Genomic DNA, 19,635 nt, shown 5'->3' on the forward strand with positions numbered 1-19,635 from the left:
AGCATGAACGGCATGCGCATCACCCCCAGCATCCTCAACGCCGACTTCGCCAACCTGGCCGCAGAGATCGGCCGGATCCCGGGCGCCGACATGATCCACGTCGACGTGATGGACAACCACTTCGTGCCCAACCTCACCATCGGCCTTCCGGTGGTGGAGGCGCTGCGCAGGGTCACCGGGCAAATGCTCGACATCCACCTCATGATCGAGGACCCGGACCGCTGGGCCCCCGCGTACGCCGAGGCGGGCGCGGAGTCGGTGACGTTCCACGTCGAGGCCGCGGGGGCGCCCATCAGGCTGGCCCGGGAGCTGCGCCGGCTCGGCGCCCGGGCGTCGATGGCGCTCAAGCCCGCCACCCCGATCGACGGCTACGCCGACCTGCTGGACGAACTCGACATGGTGCTGCTGATGACCGTGGAGCCGGGGTTCGGCGGGCAGAAGTTCCTGGACCTTGTGCTGCCGAAGATCCGCCGCACCCGCGAGCTCATGGGCAGCCGGCCGATCTGGCTCCAGGTGGACGGGGGGGTCAGCGCCGAGACGATCGGCCGCTGCGCCGAGGCCGGCGCCGACACGTTCGTGGCCGGCTCTGCCGTGTACAGCGCGCCCGATCCCGATGTCATGGTGCGCGAGCTGCGCGACGCCGCAGTGGCGGCCTGCGGTCACTGACCGGCTGAGGCGGGCCCGCTGTCGCCGTCGTCGACCTGGCGGCGGAGGAACTTCTCCAGCTCGGCCGCGATCGTGTCTCCCGTGGCCCCCTGGACCTCCTCCTGGTCCCGTGCCTCCTCGAGCTGCTCGATGTATTCGGCGATGTCCGGGTCCTGCTGGCTGAGCTGATCCACGGCGGTGGACCAGCGCTCGGCCTCCTCCGGGATGTCCTTGTGGTCGACGGCGATCTTCAGCACCCCCTCCAGCTCGGTCAGCAGGGCGTCCTGCGCCTTCGGGTTGGGGGGAGTGGAGACGTAGTGCGGCACCGACACCCACAGCGAGGCCGACGGGATCCGCTCGTGGATCATCAGCTGGCCGGCCACCCCGATCATGCCGGTGGGGCCGGTGTAGTCGCTGGCCTCCATCTTGAAGCGGCGGCCCACCTCCGGGTCCGACGTGTACAGGCCGACGGGGAGGGGACGCGAGTGGGGGGTGTCGCTCAGCATGGCGCCGAGAAACAGCACGATCTCCGGCGAGATCTGCTTGATCCTGCCGATCAGCTCGGTCGCGAAGCTCCGCCACAGCAGGTTGGGCTCAGGGCCCAGCATCACCACGAGATCACGCTCAGGGTGATGCACGATGCGGATGCGCACCGCGGGCCACTCCACCCAGGGGCCGTCCGCTGCCCGGTGCAGGAGCGGGCGGGTGTGCTGGAAGTCGTAGTAGCGCTCGTCGTCGATGATCCCGGCGTCCGAGCCCGGATACGCCTCGATGAGGTGCCTCAGCAGGTCGCTGGCCGCGTTGCCCGCGTCGTTCCAACCGGAGAAGGCGATGACGACGGCGGGGTCGCGGAGCCCTTCCAACGGCGTGAACTGCATTGTTCCACCCTACCGTGGTGCCGGTAGCCTGTGCTGGTGTCGAAAACCCTGTCTGAACTGCTGAACCGTCGCGTCCTCGTCGCCGATGGGGCGATGGGCACGATGCTGCAGTCGTTCGGTGACCTGTCCGTGGACGAGGACTTCCTGGGCCTCGAGGGCTGCAACGAGATCCTCAACGTGACGCGGCCGGACGTCGTGGCCGCGGTGCACCGGGCCTACTTCGAGGCCGGCGCGGACGCGGTGGAGACCAACTCGTTCGGCACCAACCTGGCGGCGCTGGCCGAGTACGACATCGTCGACAGGCTGGACGAGCTGGCCGAGTCCTCCGCCCGGATCGCCCGAGGTGTCGCGGACGAGTTCAGCACCGACGAGCGTCCCCGGTTCGTCCTCGGCTCCATGGGCCCCGGCACCAAGCTGCCGACGCTCGGCCACATCGCGTTCGCCGACATCCGTGACGCGTACCAACGTCAGGTCGAGGCCATGATCCGCGGCGGCATCGACGCCGTCCAGATCGAGACCTGCCAGGACCTGCTCCAGGCGAAGGCGGCCGTCATCGCCGCCAAGCGCGCCCGGGAGCGGATGGGCGTCGAGCTGCCCATCCTGGTCAACGTCACCGTCGAGACCACCGGCACCATGCTCCTCGGATCGGAGATCGGCGCGGCCCTGACCACGCTCGAGGCGCTCGGCGTGGACTGCATCGGCCTCAACTGCGCCACCGGGCCGGCTGAGATGAGCGAGCATCTGAGGCACCTGTCGCGTCGCGCCGGCGTGGCCATCGGCGCGATGCCCAACGCGGGTCTCCCGGAACTCACCGCCGACGGCGCCCGCTACCCACTGGGCCCGGAGGGCCTTGCAGACGCCCTCGGTGGCTACGTGGAGGAGTACGGGCTGGCCGTCATCGGCGGGTGCTGCGGAACCACCCCGGAGCACATCCGGCTGCTGGCGGAGCGCTACGCCGGGCGCGAGGTGCTGCCCCGCCGGCCCGAGTCGGAGCGGTCCGCCTCCTCGCTGTACATCGAGGTGCCGTTCGCGCAGGACGCCAGCTACCTCAACATCGGGGAGCGCACCAACGCCAACGGGTCCAAGGCGTTCCGCGAGGCGATGCTGGCCGAGAACTGGGACGAGTGCGTGGACATCGCCAAGGCCCAGGCCCGCGACGGCGCCCACGTTCTCGACCTGTGCGTTGACTACGTGGGTCGCGACGGCGCCGCCGACATGGCCGTGCTCGCGTCGCGGCTGTCCACCTCGGTGACTCTGCCGATCGTGCTGGACTCCACGGAGCCGCCCGTGCTCCAGGCGGGCCTCGAGCGGCTGGCGGGCCGCAGCATCATCAACTCGGTCAACTACGAGGACGGCGACGGGCCGGACTCCCGGTTCGGGCGCATCATGCCGATGGTGCGCGAGCACGGCGCCGCCGTCGTGGCCCTCACCATCGACGAGGAGGGACAGGCCCGGACCGCCGAGTGGAAGGTGCGGGTGGCGTCGCGGCTGATCGACGACCTCGTCGGCAACTGGGGCATGGACGTCGGGGACATCCTGGTGGACTGCCTGACCTTCCCCATCGCCACAGGCCAGGAGGAGACCCGCCGCGACGGCATCGAGACCATCGAGGCCATCCGCGAGCTCAAGGTCCGCTACCCCGGGGTGCGCACCACCCTCGGGGTCTCCAACGTGTCCTTCGGGCTCAACCCGGCGGCGCGGATGGTGCTCAACTCGGTGTTCCTGCACGAGTGCGTGGCAGCGGGCCTGGACTCGGCCATCGTGCACAGCGCCAAGATCATCCCGATGGACCGCATCCCGGAGGAACAGCGGCTGGTGGCGCTGGACCTGGTCTACGACCGCCGGGACGGGGACTACGACCCGCTGACGAAGTTCCTTGAGCTCTTCGAGGGCGTCACCGCCGCCTCGGTGCGCGCGTCGCGGGCCGCTGAGCTCGCCGCCCTCCCGTTGGCCGAGCGGCTGCAGCGGCGCATCATCGACGGCGAGGGCAAGGGCCTGGCCGCCGATCTCGACGAGGCGCTGCAGGGCAAGGCCGCGCTGGACATCATCAACGAGGACCTGCTGGCGGGCATGAAGGTGGTCGGTGAGCTGTTCGGCTCCGGCCAGATGCAGCTGCCGTTCGTGCTGCAGTCGGCCGAGGTGATGAAGCAGGCCGTGGCCCATCTGGAGCCGCACATGGACAAGGCGGAGAGCGACGCGGGCAAGGGCACGCTCGTGCTCGCCACCGTCCGCGGGGACGTCCACGACATCGGCAAGAACCTGGTCGACATCATCGTCAGCAACAACGGCTACACGGTGATCAACATCGGCATCAAGCAGCCCATCCAGGCCATCATCGACGCCGCCGAGCAGCACGGGGCGGACGCCATCGGCATGTCGGGGCTGCTCGTGAAGTCCACCCTCGTGATGAAGGACAACCTCGCCGAGCTCAACCGGCTCGGGCTGGCGGAGAAGTACCCCGTGCTCCTCGGTGGCGCCGCGCTCACCCGCACCTTCGTCGAGCACGATCTCGGCGACATGTTCGACGGGGAGGTGCGCTACGCCAAGGACGCGTTCGAGGGCCTCGCGCTGATGGACGCCGTCATGGCCGTCAAGCAGGGCATCCCGGGGGCCGCGCTCCCCGAGCCCCGCAAGCGTCGCTACGCCAAGACGTCGCTGGTCGAGGTCGTCGAGCCCGAGCTCGGGGTCCGTTCGGAGGTGGCGCGCGGGCTCGACGTGCCCACGCCTCCCTTCTGGGGCTCCCGCGTGGTCAAGGGCATCCCGCTGGCGGACGTGGCCGCCTGGCTGGACCAGCGCGCCACCTTCCTCGGCCAGTGGGGCCTCAAGCCGCTGCGCGGGGGCGCCTCCTACGAGGAGCTCGTGGAGACCGAGGCCCTGCCGCGGCTGCGGATGTGGATGGATCGGATCAAGACCGACAACCTGGCCAACTTCGGCGTGGTCTACGGCTACTTCCCGGTCCACTCGTCGGGGGAGACTCTGATCGTCGGCTCGCCCGAGGACCCGTCCCGGGAGGTGGCCCGGTTCACCTTCCCGCGGCAGCGCCGCGACAAGCGCCTCTGCCTGGCCGACTTCTTCCGCGACGAGGAGGAGGCCGCGGCCAACGGCCCGGACGTGCTCGCGATGCAGCTGGTGACCATGGGCCGCGAGGTGGCGCAGGCCACCCAGCGGATCTTCGAGGCCAACTCCTACCGCGACTACCTGGAGCTCCACGGGCTCTCCGTGCAACTCACCGAGGCCCTGGCCGAGCTGTGGCACAGCCGGATCCGCGAGGAGCTGGGGTTCGGGACCAGCCCTGACATCAACGCCGCCATCCGGGACCAGGCCTACCGCGGTTCCCGGTACTCGTTCGGCTATCCCGCGTGCCCTGACCTCGAGGACCGGGCCAAGCTGGTGGAGCTGCTGGATCCGTCGCGGATCGGCGTGGAGCTGAGCGAGGAGCTGCAGCTGCACCCCGAGCAGTCGACGGACGCCATCGTCGTGCATCACCCCGAGGCGAAGTACTTCAATGCGGGCTGAGCCCAGTGCGGTCCTGTGGGACTTCGACGGGACGCTGGTGGACACCGAGCCGCTGTGGGCGGCCACCGAGCGCGAGATGCTCGCCGACTACGGCGTGCACTGGGGCGAGGACAAGATGCTCGCCTGCCACGGCCAGCACGCCCTCATCACGGCCCAGATGATGGCCCACGACATGGGCATCCCGGAGCGATCCGCCTGGGTGTGGCGGGAGCTGCACGAACGCATCGCCGATCAGATCCGAGCCGACGACCTCCCCTGGCTGCCGGGCGCGAGGGAGCTGATGGCCGAACTGGCGGCCGAGGACGTGCCCTGCGCCATCGTCACCGCCAGTGACCGGATCATCCTCGACGCGGCCCGTGAGCGGCTTCCGGCCAACCTGGAGGTCATCGTCACGGTCGACGAGGTGGCGCAGGCCAAGCCGCACCCCGAGGGCTACCTGACCGCCGCCGCCCGCCTGGGCGTGGACGCCCGCGACGCCGTCGCGCTGGAGGACTCGGTGCCCGGCACCACCGCGGCGCTCGCGGCCGGGGCCGTGGTGTACGCGGTGCCCTCGATGGTTGAGCTGGCCCCGCATCCCCGGATGCACGTCTCCGCCACCGGGCTCACCACCTCCACCTGGGCCGAGCTGGCCCAGGTGTGGCGCGACCTGAAGGAACGATCATGAACCTCTCCGGCGTCAAGACCGGCCCGCTCCAGCCCGGGGACCGCGTCACGCTCACCGACAGCAAGGGGCGCCGCAAGTCCGTCGTGCTGCGGGAGGGCGCCACGTGGCACACGACGAAGGGCGCGGTCAGCCACGACGACCTGATCGGCGGCCCGGAGGGCGTGACCGTCACCTCCGCCGGGGGCATGCAGTACCTGGCGTTCCGCCCGCTGATGAGCGAGTTCATGGTCTCCATGCCGCGCGATGCCGCCGTCATCTACCCCAAGGACGCGGCCCAGATCCTGATGTGGACCGACATCTACCCGGGCGCACGGGTGCTGGAGGCGGGGGTGGGCTCCGGCGCGCTGTCGCTGGCGCTGCTGCGCGCGATCGGGCCCGACGGGGCGCTGCACTCCTACGAGCGCCGGCAGCAGTTCGCCGACGTGGCCCGCGGCAACGTCGAGACCTTCCTCGGCGGGCCCCACCCGGCCTGGACCCTCACCGTCGGGGACCTCGTGGAGGCCATCACCGACGACCCGATCGACCGCGCCATCCTGGACATGCTGGCGCCGTGGGAGTGCATCGACGCGGTGGGGGAGCGGCTCGTCGCCGGCGGCGTGCTCACCTGCTACGTGGCCACGGCCACGCAGCTGGGGAAGGTCGCGGACACGTTCCGCGCCCACGGCGGGTTCACCGAGCCGCACGCCACCGAGACCACCGTGCGGGACTGGCATGCCGAGGGGCTCGCCATCCGGCCCGGGCACGGCACGTCCGGGCACACCGGGTTCCTCATCACCTCCCGACGCCTGGCCCCTGGTGTCGCGGCCCCGATGCGCAAGCGTCGCCCTGCCCCCGGCGCCTACGGGCCCGACTACCAGGGCCCCCGTCCGGCGAACATCCCGGCCGAGCTGGGCGGACGGGAGGCGGGCGGTGCAGGCGAGTGAGGTCCTCGGCGTCTGCCGCCGCGGTGCGATGCTCCGTCGGCTGCCCTCAACCGGGGTGACCGGCCAGGCCGGGCGCGGCGCATGAGGCGGCGGGTGCTGATCCTGGGCGCCGGGCTGGTGGGCTCCTCCCTGGGGCTCGCGCTGACCCGCGCGGGCTACGACGTGATGCTGTGGGACATCGTGCCCTCGCACTCGCTGGTGGCCGCCGGCCTGGGGGCCGGACGGATCAGCGACGAGGCCACGGACAACCCCGACGTCGTCGTGGTGGCCACCCCTCCGGGCGTCATCCCCGACCTGGTGGCGGAGGTGCTGGCCAAGTTTCCGGGGGCCGTGATCACCGACGTCGGCTCCGTCAAGGCGCCGATCCTCGCGGCCGTGTCCGAGCTCGCCCCGGAGCACCGCCGCTACGTGGGCTCCCACCCGATGGCGGGCTCCCAGTTCACCGGCCCGCTCACCGCCTCGGGGGACCTGTTCAAGGACCGCACCTGGGTGGTGACCCCCGTGAGCGGCAACACCGCCGAGGACGTGGCCACGGTCGAGCAGCTCGCCCGCGACGTCGGCGCCCGCGTGGTGACGATGCCGCCCGAGGAGCACGACGAGGCCGTGGCCCAGGTGAGCCACGTGCCGCACCTCATGAGCATTCTGACCGCGTCGCACCTGCGCGAGGTCCCCACCGCCAACCTCAGGCTGGCCGGGCAGGGCATCCGCGATGTCACGCGCATCGCCGGCTCGGACCCAGGGCTGTGGCGGCAGATCCTCACAGCCAATGCCGACGCGGTGCGGCACGAGCTGAGCGAGGTGGCCGAGGATCTCAGCCACCTGATCGGGGTGCTGGACCGGCCCGACGAGCTGGAGCGGTTCCTGGCGATGGGCCAGGCCGGGGCGCACTCCCTGGTGGGCAAGCATGGCCACGACCCGCTCGACACCGTGCAGGTCACCGTCGAGATCCCCGACGAGCCGCGCGCGCTCGGGCGCCTCTTCACTGACATAGGCGAGGCCGGGTTCAACGTCGAGGACTTCGAACTCACCCACGACCCGGTCCGCGAGGTGGGCTACCTGTCCATCGCCGTGGAGCGGGACGTGGCCGAGCAGTTGAGGGCCAACATCGTGGCCCGCGGATGGACCGGCTGGGCCGGGAGGGGGAGCGACTCATGACGCTGCTGATCGCGATCGACGGGCCGAGCGGCTCGGGCAAGTCCACCACCGCGAAGCTCCTCGCGGGACGGCTCGGCCTGGGCTACCTGGACACCGGCGCCATGTACCGGGCGGCCACCACCGAGTTCCTGCGCCGCTTCCCGGACGGCGCCTCGCCTGAGGCTGTCGCGGCGCTGGTGGCCGACTGCGACCTGGTGGTGGAGACCTCGCCCGACGATCCGTGCTTCCGGATCAACGGCACGGACGTGACCGACGAGATCCGTGAGCCGCGCGTCTCCGCGGCCGTCTCGCAGATCGCCACCAACATCGAGGTGCGGCGGCTCCTCACCGCGATGATGCGCAGGATCATCGACGAGCACGGCCGCCGCATGGTCGTGGAGGGCCGCGACATCACCACCGTCGTCGCCCCGGACGCCGACGTGCGGGTGCTGCTGGTGGCAGATCCCGAGGCGCGGGTGGCCCGCCGGGCCGCCGAGGTGGCGGGGCAGGCCAGCGCGGCGGAGGTGACCGATCAGGTCCTCCGTCGTGACCGCGACGACTCGACGGTGTCGAACTTCACCGACGCCGCCGAGGGCGTCGTGGTGATCGACTCCACGTGGCTCAGCCCTGACGAGGTGGTTGCGCGAATCGTCGCGCTTGTCGCTCCCCAGTAGGATGGGGAGTCCGCACAAACCCGAGGAGCCACAGTGAGCGAGCTTCGCAAGCCGATCGTCGCCGTCGTCGGACGGCCCAATGTCGGCAAGTCGACGCTGGTCAACCGCATTCTGGGCCGTCGGGAGGCCGTGGTGCAGGACCAGCCCGGCGTCACCCGGGACAGGGTGTCCTACGACGCGAACTGGAACGGGCGCGAGTTCGTCCTGGTGGACACCGGCGGCTGGATGTCGGACGCCCGGGGGATGGCCGCCCAGATCGCCGAGCAGGCCGAGCTCGCCATCTCGATGGCGGACGCCGTGCTGTTCGTCGTCGACGCCACCGTCGGCACCCTTGACGAGGACGAGGCAGTCGTGCGGGTGCTCCGGCGCTCGCAGAAGCCGGTGGTCCTCGCCGCCAACAAGGTCGACGACCAGCGTCACGAGGTGATGGCCGCCTCGATGTGGAACCTCGGGCTGGGGGAGCCGTATCCGGTCTCCGCGATGCACGGCCGCGGCTCTGGAGACCTGCTGGACGCCCTGCTCGACGCGCTTCCGGAGGCGCCCCGCGAGAAGGACGTGGAGGAGGCAGGCCCCCGCCGCGTCGCCATCGTGGGCAAGCCCAACGTAGGCAAGTCGTCGCTGCTCAACAAGCTGGCGGACCAGCAGCGCGTGGTGGTCTCAGACGTGTCCGGCACCACCGTGGACCCGGTCGACGAGATCGTCGAGGTGGGCGGCCAGGTCTACCGGCTTATCGACACCGCCGGCATCCGGCGTCGCGTCAAGGAGGCCAGCGGGCACGAGTACTACGCATCGCTGCGGACCCAGGCCGCGATCGAGCGGGCCGAGGTGTGCATCATGGTGATCGACGCGTCCGAGCCGCTGACGGATCAGGACCTGCGGATCCTCAACTCCATCGAGGAGTCGGGACGCGCCATGGTGATCGCCTTCAACAAGTGGGACCTGACCGACGAGGAGCGCCGCAAGTACCTCGAGCGCGAGATCGAGCGGGACCTGACCGGGTGGCGCTGGGCGCCCACCGTCAACATCTCGGCGCTGACGGGCCGCAACGTCGACAAGCTGAGCAAGGCCATCGAGGCGGCCGCGGCGGGCTGGGAGACCCGGATCTCCACCGGCAAGCTCAACGCCTTCCTGGGCCGCCTCGCAGCCGCGCATCCGCACCCCGTCCGCGGAGGCAAGCAGCCCCGGATCCTGTTCGGCACCCAGGCGCACACCTGCCCGCCCACGTTCGCGCTGTTCACCAGCGGTCTCATGGACGAGACCTACAAGCGCTTCATCGAGCGACGGCTGCGCGAGGACTTTGGCTTCGTCGGCTCCCCGGTGCACGTGGAGATCCGTGCTCGCGAGAAGCGTAAGGATCGCGCCTGACCTTCCCCCCGGCGCGGGGGTGTGGTTGGGTGGAGGTCCGATGAACCAGAGGCCCCACCGGGGCTGACGATAAGGAGACCCAACCATGGCATCAGTCAACACCGCGCAGGCACATTGGGAAGGCAGCCTCTTCGAGGGCTCCGGCCGAGTGGAGCTCGTGACCTCCGGCGTGGCATCGTTCGACGTCGCCTGGGCGGCGCGCGCCGAGTCCGGACCGGGAACCACCAACCCCGAGGAGCTCATCGCCGCGGCCCACGCCACCTGCTTCTCCATGGCGCTGTCGAACATGCTGGCCAAGAACGGCACGCCCCCTGCGTCCCTGGACACCCGGGCAGACGTGACGTTCGTGCCCGGCACCGGCATCACCACCAGCCACCTCACCGTCGTGGGTCGCGTGCCCGGCCTCGACGCCGAGCAGTTCACCGAGATCGCCCAGACGGCCAAGGCCGAGTGCCCGGTGTCCAAAGCCCTGGCCGGGGTGGAGATCACCTTGGACGCCAGCTTCGAGGAGTGACCCGGTAGCCGTTGGAGCGCGAGCGGGCGGGCGTCCTTCGGGGCGTCCGCCCGGCCCCTTCTTGAGTCCCGGACGGCCGATGTGCCAAGTCCGGGCAAAGTCGCTAAGCTATCCGAGTTGCCAGAAATGGCGGCGGCGGGCTGTAGCGCAGCTTGGTAGCGCACTTGACTGGGGGTCAGGTGAGTTAGAGCGGCGGGACTGTCCGAAAGCTAAACAACGGGATGTGGCGCAGCTTGGTAGCGCACTTGACTGGGGGTCAAGGGGTCGCAGGTTCAAATCCTGTCATCCCGACAAAAAGCCCTGGTGAGAAGCAATTTTCACCAGGGCTTCGTCGTTTCTGAGGGTGGTCACTGGCTGGTCCACTTCCCTCATTTGCCTGTGCTGCTCGTTCGCGCATTGGTCCACTTCCATTCAGTGACTTCGGCTGTGGAGTGCACCAAAAGGTGCCCGAGAGGTGCACCAAATCGCGGGCGCGACGGTGCTCCGGCCCCCTTCTGGGAGGGTCGGAGCGTGGTTCCATTCGTGGTCACAGACGGGGTCCGTCGCGGCGGCTCGCATCCTTCCTCGTGGGGGTCTTGGAGAGGAACTGGTTGGCCTGCCTGGCAGCTTCGGCGAGGTGGCGGTGGTCGGGGTGCAGATACCCCTTGGTCGTCTCGATCGACTGATGCCCGAGGATCTCTTGGAGGACATGCAGGGCGATGCCGGCGTCGGCCATCCAGGTCGCTCCGGTGTGCCGGAGCCCATGCCGGGTGAGGCCGGTGAGGTTGAGGCCCGCGACGAGGTCATCCCAGCGGGTGGCGTCTCTGACGGTGGCGGTGGTGAGGACGCCTCCGCGTGGCCCGCGTAAGAGCGGGTCGTCGTCTTTCTTGTCGGTGGTGAGGCGTTCGAGGACGGGTTCGAGTGCGTCGAGCATCGGCACCGGGCGATCGCGCCGGCCTTTGGTCTGTTTGATGACGAGGCCGCCTTTGCCGGGATAGTGCTGGCGTCTGATCCACACGATGTGGTTCTCCCAGTCCACATCCCCGACCCGCAGCCCTGCGACCTCTGAACCCCTGGCGGCCAGGAGCGCGGCGAGCATGACGTGATCGGAATACGACTGATGCACCTCCCCGCACTCAGTCGCGAGCTTCCGCAGCGTCGCCAAATCCGGAAGCGCGTACTGTCGTAGCGCGCCGGTGGTCTGGGTGACGTGTTTGCCGAGGTTACGGCGTGCGCGGTGCTTGGCGGGGTTGATGGAGATGATGTCGTCGCGCACCGCTTCATCAAGCACCCGGACGAGTGGGGCGATGGAGTTCTTGATCGTCGAGGCCGAGTGCTCGGCCTCCCACGTGTCGATGGTGCGGTCGATCATCCCCGCGGTGATCTTCGCAACCCGAACGTGCCCGAGCGCTGGCAACACCCGCAGTCGCAGTCCGGTGTCGTAGAGCTCGGCGGTGGAGGTCGGGTCCAGGCCTCGCTGCCACCGATCCCCGATGGAAGTGGCGTAGTCGGTGAGGGTGATGGTGGTGTCCGCACCGGTTTCGGTCGCTGCCCGCATCTGATCGTAGAACTCCTCGACCTCCTCGTGGCTGCGGACGTGGGCGACGCGGCCGACGCGCTTATGCGTGGAAGGGTCGGTCCATCGCACGCGGGCACGGAATCCGTCGGTGCGGCGTTCGACATCGGTGGTGAGCTTCACCCCGACTGGCGGCATCCGCCTGTTGCGAGGGTCAGCCATGATCGTTCTCCTGCTCGGTGACCCAGGCGCGCACTGTGGCTGGGGTGTAGCGAGAGACGCCGCCGACGCGCAGGAACGGCGGCCCGATCTTTTCCCGTCGCCAGCGCGAGAGGGTGGCTTGGGAGACGTTCAAGAACTCCGCGACATCCCGCGCACACCACAACGTCTCGACCGGACCCGCACCGTGGTCAACGACGGTCGGGGCGTTCATCGTCGAGACTCGCGTAGAAGGCGTCTTCGGCCGCCTGCCGTTGGGCAAGATCGGCTTCAACGAAGGCATCGAAGTCTTCGGCCCGATCGGCGATCACGATGTCATCTACCGTCGGTGCAGGGGCTTCGCCGGGCCAGGTGGTCTGCCGGGTGGGGCGGTCGCGATCCAGTCGGGTGCTGCTCGCGGCGACCCAGTCGCGGAGTCGCTGCCGGGTGTCGGCGAAGTCGCGATGCCACCCGTTGGGTGCGGATCCGTTCTGATCGGGGTCGTAGGCGCACAGCCAGTGCAGGTGCAGCGCGGACAGTTCCCACAACAGCTCGGGGTGTCGGTACCAGAACGGCGGCACCACACTCGCGGGCAGGCCGTATGTGCGTCGGAGCCAGTTCACCCACCGGTCGAGTTCGAGCCACTCGGCCCCGGCCTCATCTGCGGTGAGTAGGTTCCAGTTCACCGGATGCGGTGGCCCCGGCAGTGAGTCCGGATCAGACAACGCCGGCCGCTTCCCCGTCTCCTCCGCGTCGTGGAGTGCGGGTTCGGGCTCGGGTTCGTCGAACTCCGGGGCGTCCTCAGCAACGATGGTGCTCATGGCTTTCCCTCCTCACAGTCCAGGTACGGGAGGTGCCTGCGTGCTGGGCCGGTCCGGTGCCTGGAACTCTGGGGCCGGCCTTGTCGGTGCCTCCCGTGCAGGGCCGTCCTGGTCGAGGGAAGGCGTGTTGCGAGGCGTGCGGTCGACGTCGTAGCGGGTGCGGGCGAGATCGTGGCCGATCTTCTTCGCGACGAACTGCTCGGTCTGTACCTGCTCACCGTCACGAGTGGCCTCGTACTCACGCACGTACCCCTCGGCGATGAAGTTGTCGCCCTTCCTGAACCGCTCGTGCGCCCGCGCCGCGGTGGCCCGGAACATCACCAGGTCGTGGAACGTGGACTCCAACTGCGTGAAGCTGCCATCGAGGTTCCGGTCGAAGTGTTCCTGCCCGAACCGGGCATAGAACCTCGCCTGCCCCTTGTCGTTGAAACCGAGCTGCGGGGTCGAGGCGATGAACCCCGAAATCGACTGCTGGGTATGAATATCCATTGCACTGCTCCTTCACGATCACCAGACCCCGCTGCGGGGTCATCCGTGAAAGTCAGGTGCACTACAACGACACAGCAACCCTCACGAGTCGGCGGGGCGTTGCAAGAGGGCTTCGAGTTCGGTGCGGTCGGTCTTCAACTGCCCGGCATCGCTACGGTTTGGCCAGGCGCGCAGGTCGGTGACGATCGGTGGTGCGGCGCGCAGTAGAGTGACGCCGGTGCCGAACGGCAGGGTTCTGATCCGGTCGGGTGGCAGGATCGGCACCCGCCGCACCGAGCGCTGGTTTGACCTGGTGCCGTGGTCGCCGAGAGTCACCGAATCGGTGTACTCGTCGCGTTCGCCGATCAGGGTGGAGAGGTCTTGGAGGTCTTTCGAGTTCGACGCCCCGCCGAGAATGATCTTCACGATCGAGGCATCCCAGATCGCCCCAGCCTGATTCTCCGACCACTTATCCCGCGCCTGCGCAAGCGACTGCAACACCGGCATCGTCGTGATCCCCGTACCGCCTCCCTCCGCCATGAGCGTCGGCAGAGACGGCAAGGGGGCCAGGTTGCCGATCTCGTCCAGTGCGAGCAGCAGGGGTGGGTCGAGGCGTGCGCCGGGTGAGCGCGCGGCGATGCGACGGGCGGTTTCGACGAGGTCTTCCACGAACGCCGCCACCAACGCAGCCGACGCCCCTGCGCCCGCGCCGGTGGCAAGGAGGTAGAGCGTTCCACGGTTCCGGATGAACGCCTCCGGATCGAACGACTCACCCTCGGCGGGTGAGACGGCATCAAGCACCCTCGGATCGGCAAGCGCCCCCAGCGCGAGGGCGACGCCCTGCCAGATGGAGTCACGGGTACGAGGGTCGGAGTCGATCATCGCCCCCAACGAATCCGCCCACCCCGCAGCCGCATTCGGATGATTCGTCAGGATCGCGGCCGCATCCGCAGCCGCCGACGGATCAAGCGTCCAACGGAACAGCTCGGCAGGCTGCCGATGATCCAACGCTGCCGCGTGGAGCAGAGCTTGGAGTGCTGTTCTGGTTTTGCCTTCCCAGAACCCACCGGATTCGACCCCACCAGCGGAGAGCCCGGTGGCGGAGGCGAGACCGGTCGCGCGGATCATCGCCGTCAGCGGGTCTTCACACCCCCGAACCGGCGACCACCGCAACCCCGCAGGGAGTCCTTCGGCGAGATGCTGCGGATCGAACACCGCAACCGGACGACCGTCACGTCGGCGGGCACGCAACGTCGCAGTGAGGTTGTCCGGCCGCGTGCTCGTGGTGACCACCGCGCCGGGCGCGTCCAAGACGGCGTTGATCACGACGTGCAGGCCTTTGCCGGAGCGGGGCGGCCCAATGAGCAGGATGGAGTCTTCAACTGACGCCCACACCTGTTTGCCGCGTGAGGTTCCGAGTAGATAACCCACATCCTCCGGTGACGGGGCATCCAGTGACGGGCGCAACGAGGCTGCCCGCCGCAGCAGCGCCTTCGGTGAGGCTGCCTGGGTGACTTCGTGCGTGGTGGCGACCCCGGCCAGGTGGCGCGGGTCGGTCTCGACCTTGTGGCTGTGGCGGCGCCATTTCATCCAGCACCACCCCAACCCGACCGTCACCAACGCGAGGAGCAAGGTTGTGACGATCCAATAGACGACCGGGTTCAGCCCCTCGGCTCCGAGCGCTGTACCGGGGTCGCCGGGGCTGAACAGCACACCCAGCCCACCGGCCGGCCCCGAGGTGGGTTGAGCCGTGCCGGTGAGGAACGCGGCGACCGACCCGGCACCGCGGAGGACGAGGCCGAGGGCGAAGACACTGATGAGGGCGATGAGGGCGGCGTTGGTGAGTTCGTCACCCATCGAGCCGGACTGCCGCTCGTTCACGACAACGCCTCGATATGGGTGGTGCCCGAGATCCGACCCAGCAGCAGCACATCGCGCCGCCCACCGTGTGCGGGTGGGAGCTGGTTGAGATCCAGCAACGCACGGGCTCGCCCGTTGGTGGCGTCGGTGTGGGAGACGATGATCGCCACGGCCACGTCCTCACCGGCAAGGAACCCGTCAGCGGTGACCTCGACCAGCGCCGGCCCCTTCTTCTTTCGGGCAGGCCGTGCGGGTTCTTGGGCTGGTTCGGGCTCGGCAGGACGGGTGCGGGTGCGGGGTTGGATGAGGTCGGTGAATACCGATCCGTCGACTTCTCGGACTTCGATCCGAACCCCGATGCTGCGGTTCTCGGTGACCGCATCGAGCAGGTCGGCGAAGGTGCCGCGCGTCCACTCACCCCTGGCTGGTGGCGGGTACTCGGCGCCGTCGACGGTCACGTCGAGCACACCGGTTTCGGTGACTGCGACGCGGACGTGCGGGAGGACAGCCTGTATGTCTTCGGCGATCGTCTTTGCTGCGGGGCGGGCTCTCATGCGCGCTAGGTGCGCCGCGACGCCGATGGGAAACTGGTGACATGGGTTCACGGGCGGATGACCGGCGGCGCTTCGCCGAGGAGTCCATGCCGCGTATCGCCGCTACTGCCGAGGACGAGGGATTCAGCCAGCAGGCGTCTTCTGGTGAGCGCAGGTGGGAATGGGTGAAGCCGACATCACCGACCGTGCGGGCGGCGGTTCTGTTGTCGGAGATGACGCCGAGGAACGTCCGTGATGGCGTGGATGTTCAGGCTTACGGGGCGATCTATCTCGATCAGGTGGAGCAGCGGCTGCATGAGGACGGGCAACGGCACCCGGACGCGGCGACGCTGATGGCTCCGCTGCGGGCTTGGGGATCAACCTTCACCCGTGATGGCGCCTACCGGTTCCGGCGGAGCGCCGATCCGGAGTCCAGGGTGGAGGAGCTGGCCGGGGATCTGAGATCGTTCGCAGCTTTCGCCACCGCGATCCGTGACGTGACGGATCTGAGCGAGGCTCGCTTGGCGCGCTCACGCATCCGCAGGCACGTCACCGCGGGCTTGGCACCCGGCTACGCGGCCCCTCAGGTCGCCTCGCTCATCGCCGAGATGAACACCAACACCGAAACCGGCGTCGAACCGTAGGCGTCATGGACCGGGAAGTTCCCGCGAGAACCGTCAATATTCACGCGAACTTCTAGACGTTCTGCTTGAGCCGCAAGCTTGTGTCGAAGAGCGAATATTCAGCAGGGTGCAGTTGGTGTTGAGTGACGAAAGACCGGTCTTTGATCCGCCACAGCCCCTGCCCGACACCTAATCCGGGTAGGAGTTTCTGCTCGGTGCCAGTGAGCCCGAGTGCGGATGCGGTGGCTCCGAGCTGGTCGGATTCTTGCCGGTAGACGATCCGGGTTTCCGCGTTCGCGAGCAGGGAGTTGGCGAGGGATCGCATGGCGGAGCCTTGGTCGCCGACGTTGTCCAGGTCGGTCAACTTGTGAAAGATCAGCATGTTCGCGATCCCGTAATGCCTCGCGAGACGCCAATGCGCATCCATCCGCTTCAAGAGTGCGGGGTGGCTCATGAGGCGCCATGCTTCGTCGTAGATCACCCACCGCTGCCCACCGTTCGGGTCGAGCAAGGCGGATTCCATCCACGCGCTGGAGCACGTCATCAGCACCGAGATCAGGGTGCTGTTTTCGGTGACGCGGGAGAGGTCAAGGGAGATCATCGGCAGTGACGGATCAAACCTGACGGTGGATGGTCCGTCGAAGAGTCCGGCGAGGTCGCCGGCCACGAGGCGCCGCAGTGCGTGCCCGACCAGTCGGCCGTCTTCGGCGAGGCGTCTGTCGGTGTCGTCGGTGGGGTTCAGGACGTGGTCGACGACCATCGGCAGGATCGGCACATCGTTCTCCCGCACCGCAGCCGTCAACGCCAGATCGATCGCAGTGTGCTCCAACGGCGTCAGCCCACGCGCGAGCACCGTCTCCGCGAGAGCGCCGATGAGATCCCGGCGGCGCGATGCGACGGTCGCGGCCCATTGCTCATCCGACAGCCCTGATGGTCGGTGCCCTTCATCGAGGGGATTGAGGCGGGTGTTGAGGCCGTGGCCAAGGACAATCGCCCGCCCACCGACCGCCTCAGCGACGGCCGTGTGCTCGCCCTTCGGATCACCGGGAACGTAGACTCGCCGCCCGAACGGAAGCGATCGCGTGTAGAGCGACTTCGCCAGGCTCGATTTCCCGCTACCGACTATGCCGGCGAGGACGACGTTCGGGGCGGTGATGACCCCGCGTGCGTAGAGCACCCAGGGGTCGTAAACGAAGCTCCCGCCGGAGTAGAGGTCCTGGCCGACGAAGACACCGTCAGAGCCGAGCCCGCCTTCGGCGACAAACGGATACGCCCCGGCGAGGGTCGCGGACGTGTCTTGGTGGCGGGGCAACTTGAACCTGCCCGGCGTCCGCAAGGTTGCGGCCCCTGGTTCTCCGGCAGCGGGCAGGTAGGTGGTCGCGCGACGTTCCGCGCGCTCGGCTTCTGCTTTCGCGACCGCGACCGCCTTCTCCGTCTTGCGTTGTTCGGCGGTGATCCGCGCGGCGGCCTGCCTGCGCTGTTTGCGGAGCTTGCGGCGTTCGGATGCGGGTGCGACGAGGACGGAGGTGTGCAGGCGCTCGGGCTCAGAGTTCATCGTCCGAGCCCCCGCCCCGCATGCTGCGCCGGGCGAGGCGTAGCCGCGAACCAGTCCTTACCCGCAACCGCGGGTGTCTTCCGGGTAGTGGCGGAGGCGACGGTATCCGTGCTGGGGGCGGCTCTGCCGGCTCCTTCACCCAGGCCGACCGCAGCAACCGCCGGTGCGGGCGCGGGCTCGGCGAGAGCGAAATCGGCCGGAGCATCGTAAGCGCGGAGTAGGGAGACGTGGCTGAGGAATGGATTGTAGGTCAACGTGTAGTTGCCCTCGGTGGTGGTGCGGTCGAGGTTCCCGACCGGTGGGGTGTCGTAGACGTACCCGTTGGTAAGGGCAGCATCGGTGGTCTCTTCCCCGTAATCCCACTGACTCAGGTGCTCGATCCCGGCGGTCGTGCCGTCACGCTGAATGAGATCGAGTACCCGGTCAGCTTCCTCACCATCGAAGAACACAACGCTGACCCACCGCCGCGCGGTTTCGGGGTCGGGGCGCCAGGCGATCCGGCCCGCTGCGTTCATGGCCGCATCGAGCCGGTCATGTGCGGCATCGATCAGGGTCGCGGCCTGATGCAGCTCATCCGCCGCAGCCAGCGCATCCTTCGCACCAATCGCGGCGTCACCTTGGTCGTCGAACGCGCGGGGTTGGCCGGTGACATGAGCGGCGGCGAGCTGGTCGAGTACCTGCCGCAGCGACCGGACACCTGCGAGGAGATCCCCGAGCACCGGATACATCTGCGCCGGCTGGTCAATACGGATTGTCGCGTGCGCAAGACCCCGCAGCGCTTCGGATGCTTCGGCAGCATCGGTTCTCGGATCGGTGAAAGTGGGCATGAGAGTCCTCCCTGACGATGGATGTCGCCAGCCAGGTGCGTCAGCTATTCCATGCGTGTCAGACGCTCCGGATACCCTTGAAGCATGAGTTTTTCCGCTTCCGTGCTTCGGGTGATGATCGCTTCCCCGTCAGACATTCCCGATGCTCGCGATGCAGTAGAAGCCGCGATCAATGACTGGAACAACGCCAACGCTGCAACCAAGCAGGTAGCGCTACTGCCGTGGAGATGGGAGACCTCGTCCGTTCCTGTCCTCGGAGGTCATCCGCAGTCACTGATCAACTCGCAAGGCGTTGACCAATGCGACATCGTCTTCGCTCTGTTTGGCAGCCGGCTTGGCTCCCCAACGCCCGACGCGGTATCCGGCACCGTTGAAGAGATCGAACGCGCCGTGGATAGCGGAAAGCCTGTTCACCTCTATTTCTCAACTGCACCGCTTCCTCACGACGTGGACACCCAGCAGCTCGACGGTCTCCGGGAATTTCGTGCTGCAATCAGCGAGCGAGGTTTGCTTGGCGAGTTCGCCAACACTGGCCAGCTCGGCCACGAGGTCTGGAAGGCCATCGAGTACGACATCGCTTCGTTAGAACTGTCAGCCCCGCAACTCCCTGCAACTAAATCTGGTGTGCGGTTCGCGGCTCAGCCTCAGCAAGAACGAGAACTGACGTCATACGACAGCAAGGGAAAGCCTCGCTACTCCACTCGGCACTGGATCGACATCACCAACACGGGTGACCAAGACGCCACTGATGTGCGATTCGAGGTCGTCGGAGAAAACTCCAGCATGATCCTGACTAGCGGCGATGAACCCACCGTCATCCATGCCGGCCAGACTCGCCGCCTGCATGTGCTTCATCACATGGGTGGCGGCGATCCCGACATCATTCGCATCCGCTGGAGCGAGGACGACGAACAGAAGGAACGCGAGTTCCACGTCGGCTGA

Annotated in this window: 19 protein-coding genes and 1 tRNA gene; 11 read left to right on the forward strand and 9 right to left on the reverse strand. The window is 68.3% G+C overall.

All coding sequences use genetic code 11. The features are described 5' to 3' along the window. Positions 1–12: 12 nt before the first annotated feature. Positions 13–666: a ribulose-phosphate 3-epimerase gene (rpe, locus tag ACX1D3_RS11170; RefSeq protein ID WP_458993954.1), complete on the forward strand. Its 654-nt coding sequence runs from the start codon at positions 13–15 to the stop codon at positions 664–666. Here rpe and ACX1D3_RS11175 read toward each other — a convergent pair. Beyond that, a complete protein-coding gene (locus ACX1D3_RS11175; protein ID WP_458993955.1) occupies positions 660–1,523 on the reverse strand; it encodes a proteasome assembly chaperone family protein in 864 nt (287 codons plus the stop codon). The two genes, rpe and ACX1D3_RS11175, sit on opposite strands and share 7 nt — an antisense overlap. A gap of 36 nt (positions 1,524–1,559) precedes the next feature. Here ACX1D3_RS11175 and metH point away from each other — a divergent pair, with 36 nt between their 5' ends. The 8 genes from metH (at position 1,560) to ACX1D3_RS11215 (ending at position 10,604) form a co-directional block, all read left to right on the forward strand. After that, entirely contained in the window at positions 1,560–5,039 is a 3,480-nt protein-coding gene (gene metH, locus ACX1D3_RS11180; RefSeq protein ID WP_458993956.1) for a methionine synthase, read from the forward strand. Next, positions 5,029–5,703, forward strand: a complete 675-nt coding sequence (locus ACX1D3_RS11185; RefSeq protein WP_458993957.1) for an HAD family hydrolase — start codon at positions 5,029–5,031, stop codon at positions 5,701–5,703. Before metH ends, ACX1D3_RS11185 begins: the two co-directional genes overlap by 11 nt. After that, positions 5,700–6,626: a tRNA (adenine-N1)-methyltransferase gene (locus ACX1D3_RS11190; RefSeq protein WP_458993958.1), complete on the forward strand. Its 927-nt coding sequence runs from the start codon at positions 5,700–5,702 to the stop codon at positions 6,624–6,626. The genes ACX1D3_RS11185 and ACX1D3_RS11190 overlap by 4 nt, the downstream gene beginning before the upstream one ends. Positions 6,627–6,707: 81 nt before the next feature. Beyond that, a complete protein-coding gene (locus ACX1D3_RS11195) occupies positions 6,708–7,781 on the forward strand; it encodes a prephenate dehydrogenase (protein WP_458993959.1) in 1,074 nt (357 codons plus the stop codon). Next, the gene (gene cmk, locus ACX1D3_RS11200) at positions 7,778–8,434 is read left to right on the forward strand and encodes a (d)CMP kinase (RefSeq protein WP_458993960.1); all 657 of its coding nucleotides are present in this window, start codon (positions 7,778–7,780) and stop codon (positions 8,432–8,434) included. The genes ACX1D3_RS11195 and cmk overlap by 4 nt, the downstream gene beginning before the upstream one ends. 33 nt (positions 8,435–8,467) lie before the next feature. Then, positions 8,468–9,799: a ribosome biogenesis GTPase Der gene (gene der / locus ACX1D3_RS11205; protein WP_458993961.1), complete on the forward strand. Its 1,332-nt coding sequence runs from the start codon at positions 8,468–8,470 to the stop codon at positions 9,797–9,799. Between the two features lie 85 nt (positions 9,800–9,884). Further along, a complete protein-coding gene (locus ACX1D3_RS11210; protein WP_458993962.1) occupies positions 9,885–10,313 on the forward strand; it encodes an OsmC family protein in 429 nt (142 codons plus the stop codon). A gap of 217 nt (positions 10,314–10,530) precedes the next feature. Further along, a tRNA-Pro gene (locus ACX1D3_RS11215) sits at positions 10,531–10,604 on the forward strand. Positions 10,605–10,839: 235 nt separating this feature from the next. On the opposite strand, the gene ACX1D3_RS11220 is transcribed toward ACX1D3_RS11215, so the two are convergent. From ACX1D3_RS11220 to ACX1D3_RS11245, 6 genes are all read right to left on the reverse strand, one after another. Further along, on the reverse strand, positions 10,840–12,030 hold the full coding sequence (locus ACX1D3_RS11220) for a tyrosine-type recombinase/integrase (RefSeq protein WP_045247670.1): 1,191 nt from the start codon (positions 12,028–12,030) through the stop codon (positions 10,840–10,842). Then, positions 12,023–12,241: a helix-turn-helix domain-containing protein gene (locus ACX1D3_RS11225; RefSeq protein ID WP_045247671.1), complete on the reverse strand. Its 219-nt coding sequence runs from the start codon at positions 12,239–12,241 to the stop codon at positions 12,023–12,025. Before ACX1D3_RS11225 ends, ACX1D3_RS11220 begins: the two co-directional genes overlap by 8 nt. Further along, positions 12,219–12,827 carry a hypothetical protein gene (locus ACX1D3_RS11230; protein ID WP_045247672.1) on the reverse strand — a complete coding sequence of 203 codons (609 nt, stop codon included), beginning with the start codon at positions 12,825–12,827 and terminating at the stop codon, positions 12,219–12,221. Before ACX1D3_RS11230 ends, ACX1D3_RS11225 begins: the two co-directional genes overlap by 23 nt. A 12-nt stretch (positions 12,828–12,839) precedes the next feature. Then, positions 12,840–13,316, reverse strand: coding sequence for a single-stranded DNA-binding protein (locus ACX1D3_RS11235; RefSeq protein ID WP_045247673.1), 477 nt, complete (start codon positions 13,314–13,316; stop codon positions 12,840–12,842). Between the two features lie 81 nt (positions 13,317–13,397). Then, on the reverse strand, positions 13,398–15,176 hold the full coding sequence (locus ACX1D3_RS11240) for a type IV secretory system conjugative DNA transfer family protein (RefSeq protein WP_045247674.1): 1,779 nt from the start codon (positions 15,174–15,176) through the stop codon (positions 13,398–13,400). Further along, on the reverse strand, positions 15,173–15,613 hold the full coding sequence (locus ACX1D3_RS11245) for a hypothetical protein (RefSeq protein ID WP_458993963.1): 441 nt from the start codon (positions 15,611–15,613) through the stop codon (positions 15,173–15,175). Before ACX1D3_RS11245 ends, ACX1D3_RS11240 begins: the two co-directional genes overlap by 4 nt. Positions 15,614–15,750: 137 nt before the next feature. On the opposite strand from ACX1D3_RS11245, the gene ACX1D3_RS11250 reads away from it, so the two are divergent. Beyond that, positions 15,751–16,332 carry a hypothetical protein gene (locus tag ACX1D3_RS11250; protein WP_045247676.1) on the forward strand — a complete coding sequence of 194 codons (582 nt, stop codon included), beginning with the start codon at positions 15,751–15,753 and terminating at the stop codon, positions 16,330–16,332. Positions 16,333–16,384: 52 nt separating this feature from the next. Here the strand turns inward: ACX1D3_RS11250 and ACX1D3_RS11255 are convergent, their stop codons facing one another. Then, positions 16,385–17,866 carry a putative type IV secretion/conjugal transfer ATPase gene (locus ACX1D3_RS11255; RefSeq protein ID WP_045247677.1) on the reverse strand — a complete coding sequence of 494 codons (1,482 nt, stop codon included), beginning with the start codon at positions 17,864–17,866 and terminating at the stop codon, positions 16,385–16,387. Further along, positions 17,863–18,693 carry a hypothetical protein gene (locus ACX1D3_RS11260; protein WP_045247678.1) on the reverse strand — a complete coding sequence of 277 codons (831 nt, stop codon included), beginning with the start codon at positions 18,691–18,693 and terminating at the stop codon, positions 17,863–17,865. The genes ACX1D3_RS11255 and ACX1D3_RS11260 overlap by 4 nt, the downstream gene beginning before the upstream one ends. A gap of 84 nt (positions 18,694–18,777) precedes the next feature. Between ACX1D3_RS11260 and ACX1D3_RS11265 the strand changes: the two genes are divergently transcribed. Continuing rightward, the gene (locus ACX1D3_RS11265) at positions 18,778–19,635 is read left to right on the forward strand and encodes a DUF4062 domain-containing protein (RefSeq protein WP_045247679.1); all 858 of its coding nucleotides are present in this window, start codon (positions 18,778–18,780) and stop codon (positions 19,633–19,635) included.

Source organism: Tessaracoccus yangjingae (assembly GCF_054483935.1).

Excerpts from the sequence above, each read along its gene's own strand:
- ACX1D3_RS11230 (WP_045247672.1), bottom strand. The coding sequence starts at position 12,827 with ATGAGCACCATCGTTGCTGAGGACGCCCCGGAGTTCGACGAACCCGAG.
- ACX1D3_RS11175 (WP_458993955.1), bottom strand. The coding sequence starts at position 1,523 with ATGCAGTTCACGCCGTTGGAAGGGCTCCGCGACCCCGCCGTCGTCATC.
- ACX1D3_RS11235 (WP_045247673.1), bottom strand. The coding sequence starts at position 13,316 with ATGGATATTCATACCCAGCAGTCGATTTCGGGGTTCATCGCCTCGACC.
- rpe (WP_458993954.1), top strand. The coding sequence starts at position 13 with ATGCGCATCACCCCCAGCATCCTCAACGCCGACTTCGCCAACCTGGCC.
- ACX1D3_RS11265 (WP_045247679.1), top strand. The coding sequence starts at position 18,778 with ATGAGTTTTTCCGCTTCCGTGCTTCGGGTGATGATCGCTTCCCCGTCA.
- ACX1D3_RS11195 (WP_458993959.1), top strand. The coding sequence starts at position 6,708 with ATGAGGCGGCGGGTGCTGATCCTGGGCGCCGGGCTGGTGGGCTCCTCC.
- ACX1D3_RS11185 (WP_458993957.1), top strand. The coding sequence starts at position 5,029 with ATGCGGGCTGAGCCCAGTGCGGTCCTGTGGGACTTCGACGGGACGCTG.
- ACX1D3_RS11250 (WP_045247676.1), top strand. The coding sequence starts at position 15,751 with ATGGGTTCACGGGCGGATGACCGGCGGCGCTTCGCCGAGGAGTCCATG.
- ACX1D3_RS11220 (WP_045247670.1), bottom strand. The coding sequence starts at position 12,030 with ATGGCTGACCCTCGCAACAGGCGGATGCCGCCAGTCGGGGTGAAGCTC.
- ACX1D3_RS11255 (WP_045247677.1), bottom strand. The coding sequence starts at position 17,866 with ATGAACTCTGAGCCCGAGCGCCTGCACACCTCCGTCCTCGTCGCACCC.
- cmk (WP_458993960.1), top strand. The coding sequence starts at position 7,778 with ATGACGCTGCTGATCGCGATCGACGGGCCGAGCGGCTCGGGCAAGTCC.
- ACX1D3_RS11190 (WP_458993958.1), top strand. The coding sequence starts at position 5,700 with ATGAACCTCTCCGGCGTCAAGACCGGCCCGCTCCAGCCCGGGGACCGC.
- ACX1D3_RS11210 (WP_458993962.1), top strand. The coding sequence starts at position 9,885 with ATGGCATCAGTCAACACCGCGCAGGCACATTGGGAAGGCAGCCTCTTC.
- ACX1D3_RS11260 (WP_045247678.1), bottom strand. The coding sequence starts at position 18,693 with ATGCCCACTTTCACCGATCCGAGAACCGATGCTGCCGAAGCATCCGAA.
- ACX1D3_RS11225 (WP_045247671.1), bottom strand. The coding sequence starts at position 12,241 with ATGAACGCCCCGACCGTCGTTGACCACGGTGCGGGTCCGGTCGAGACG.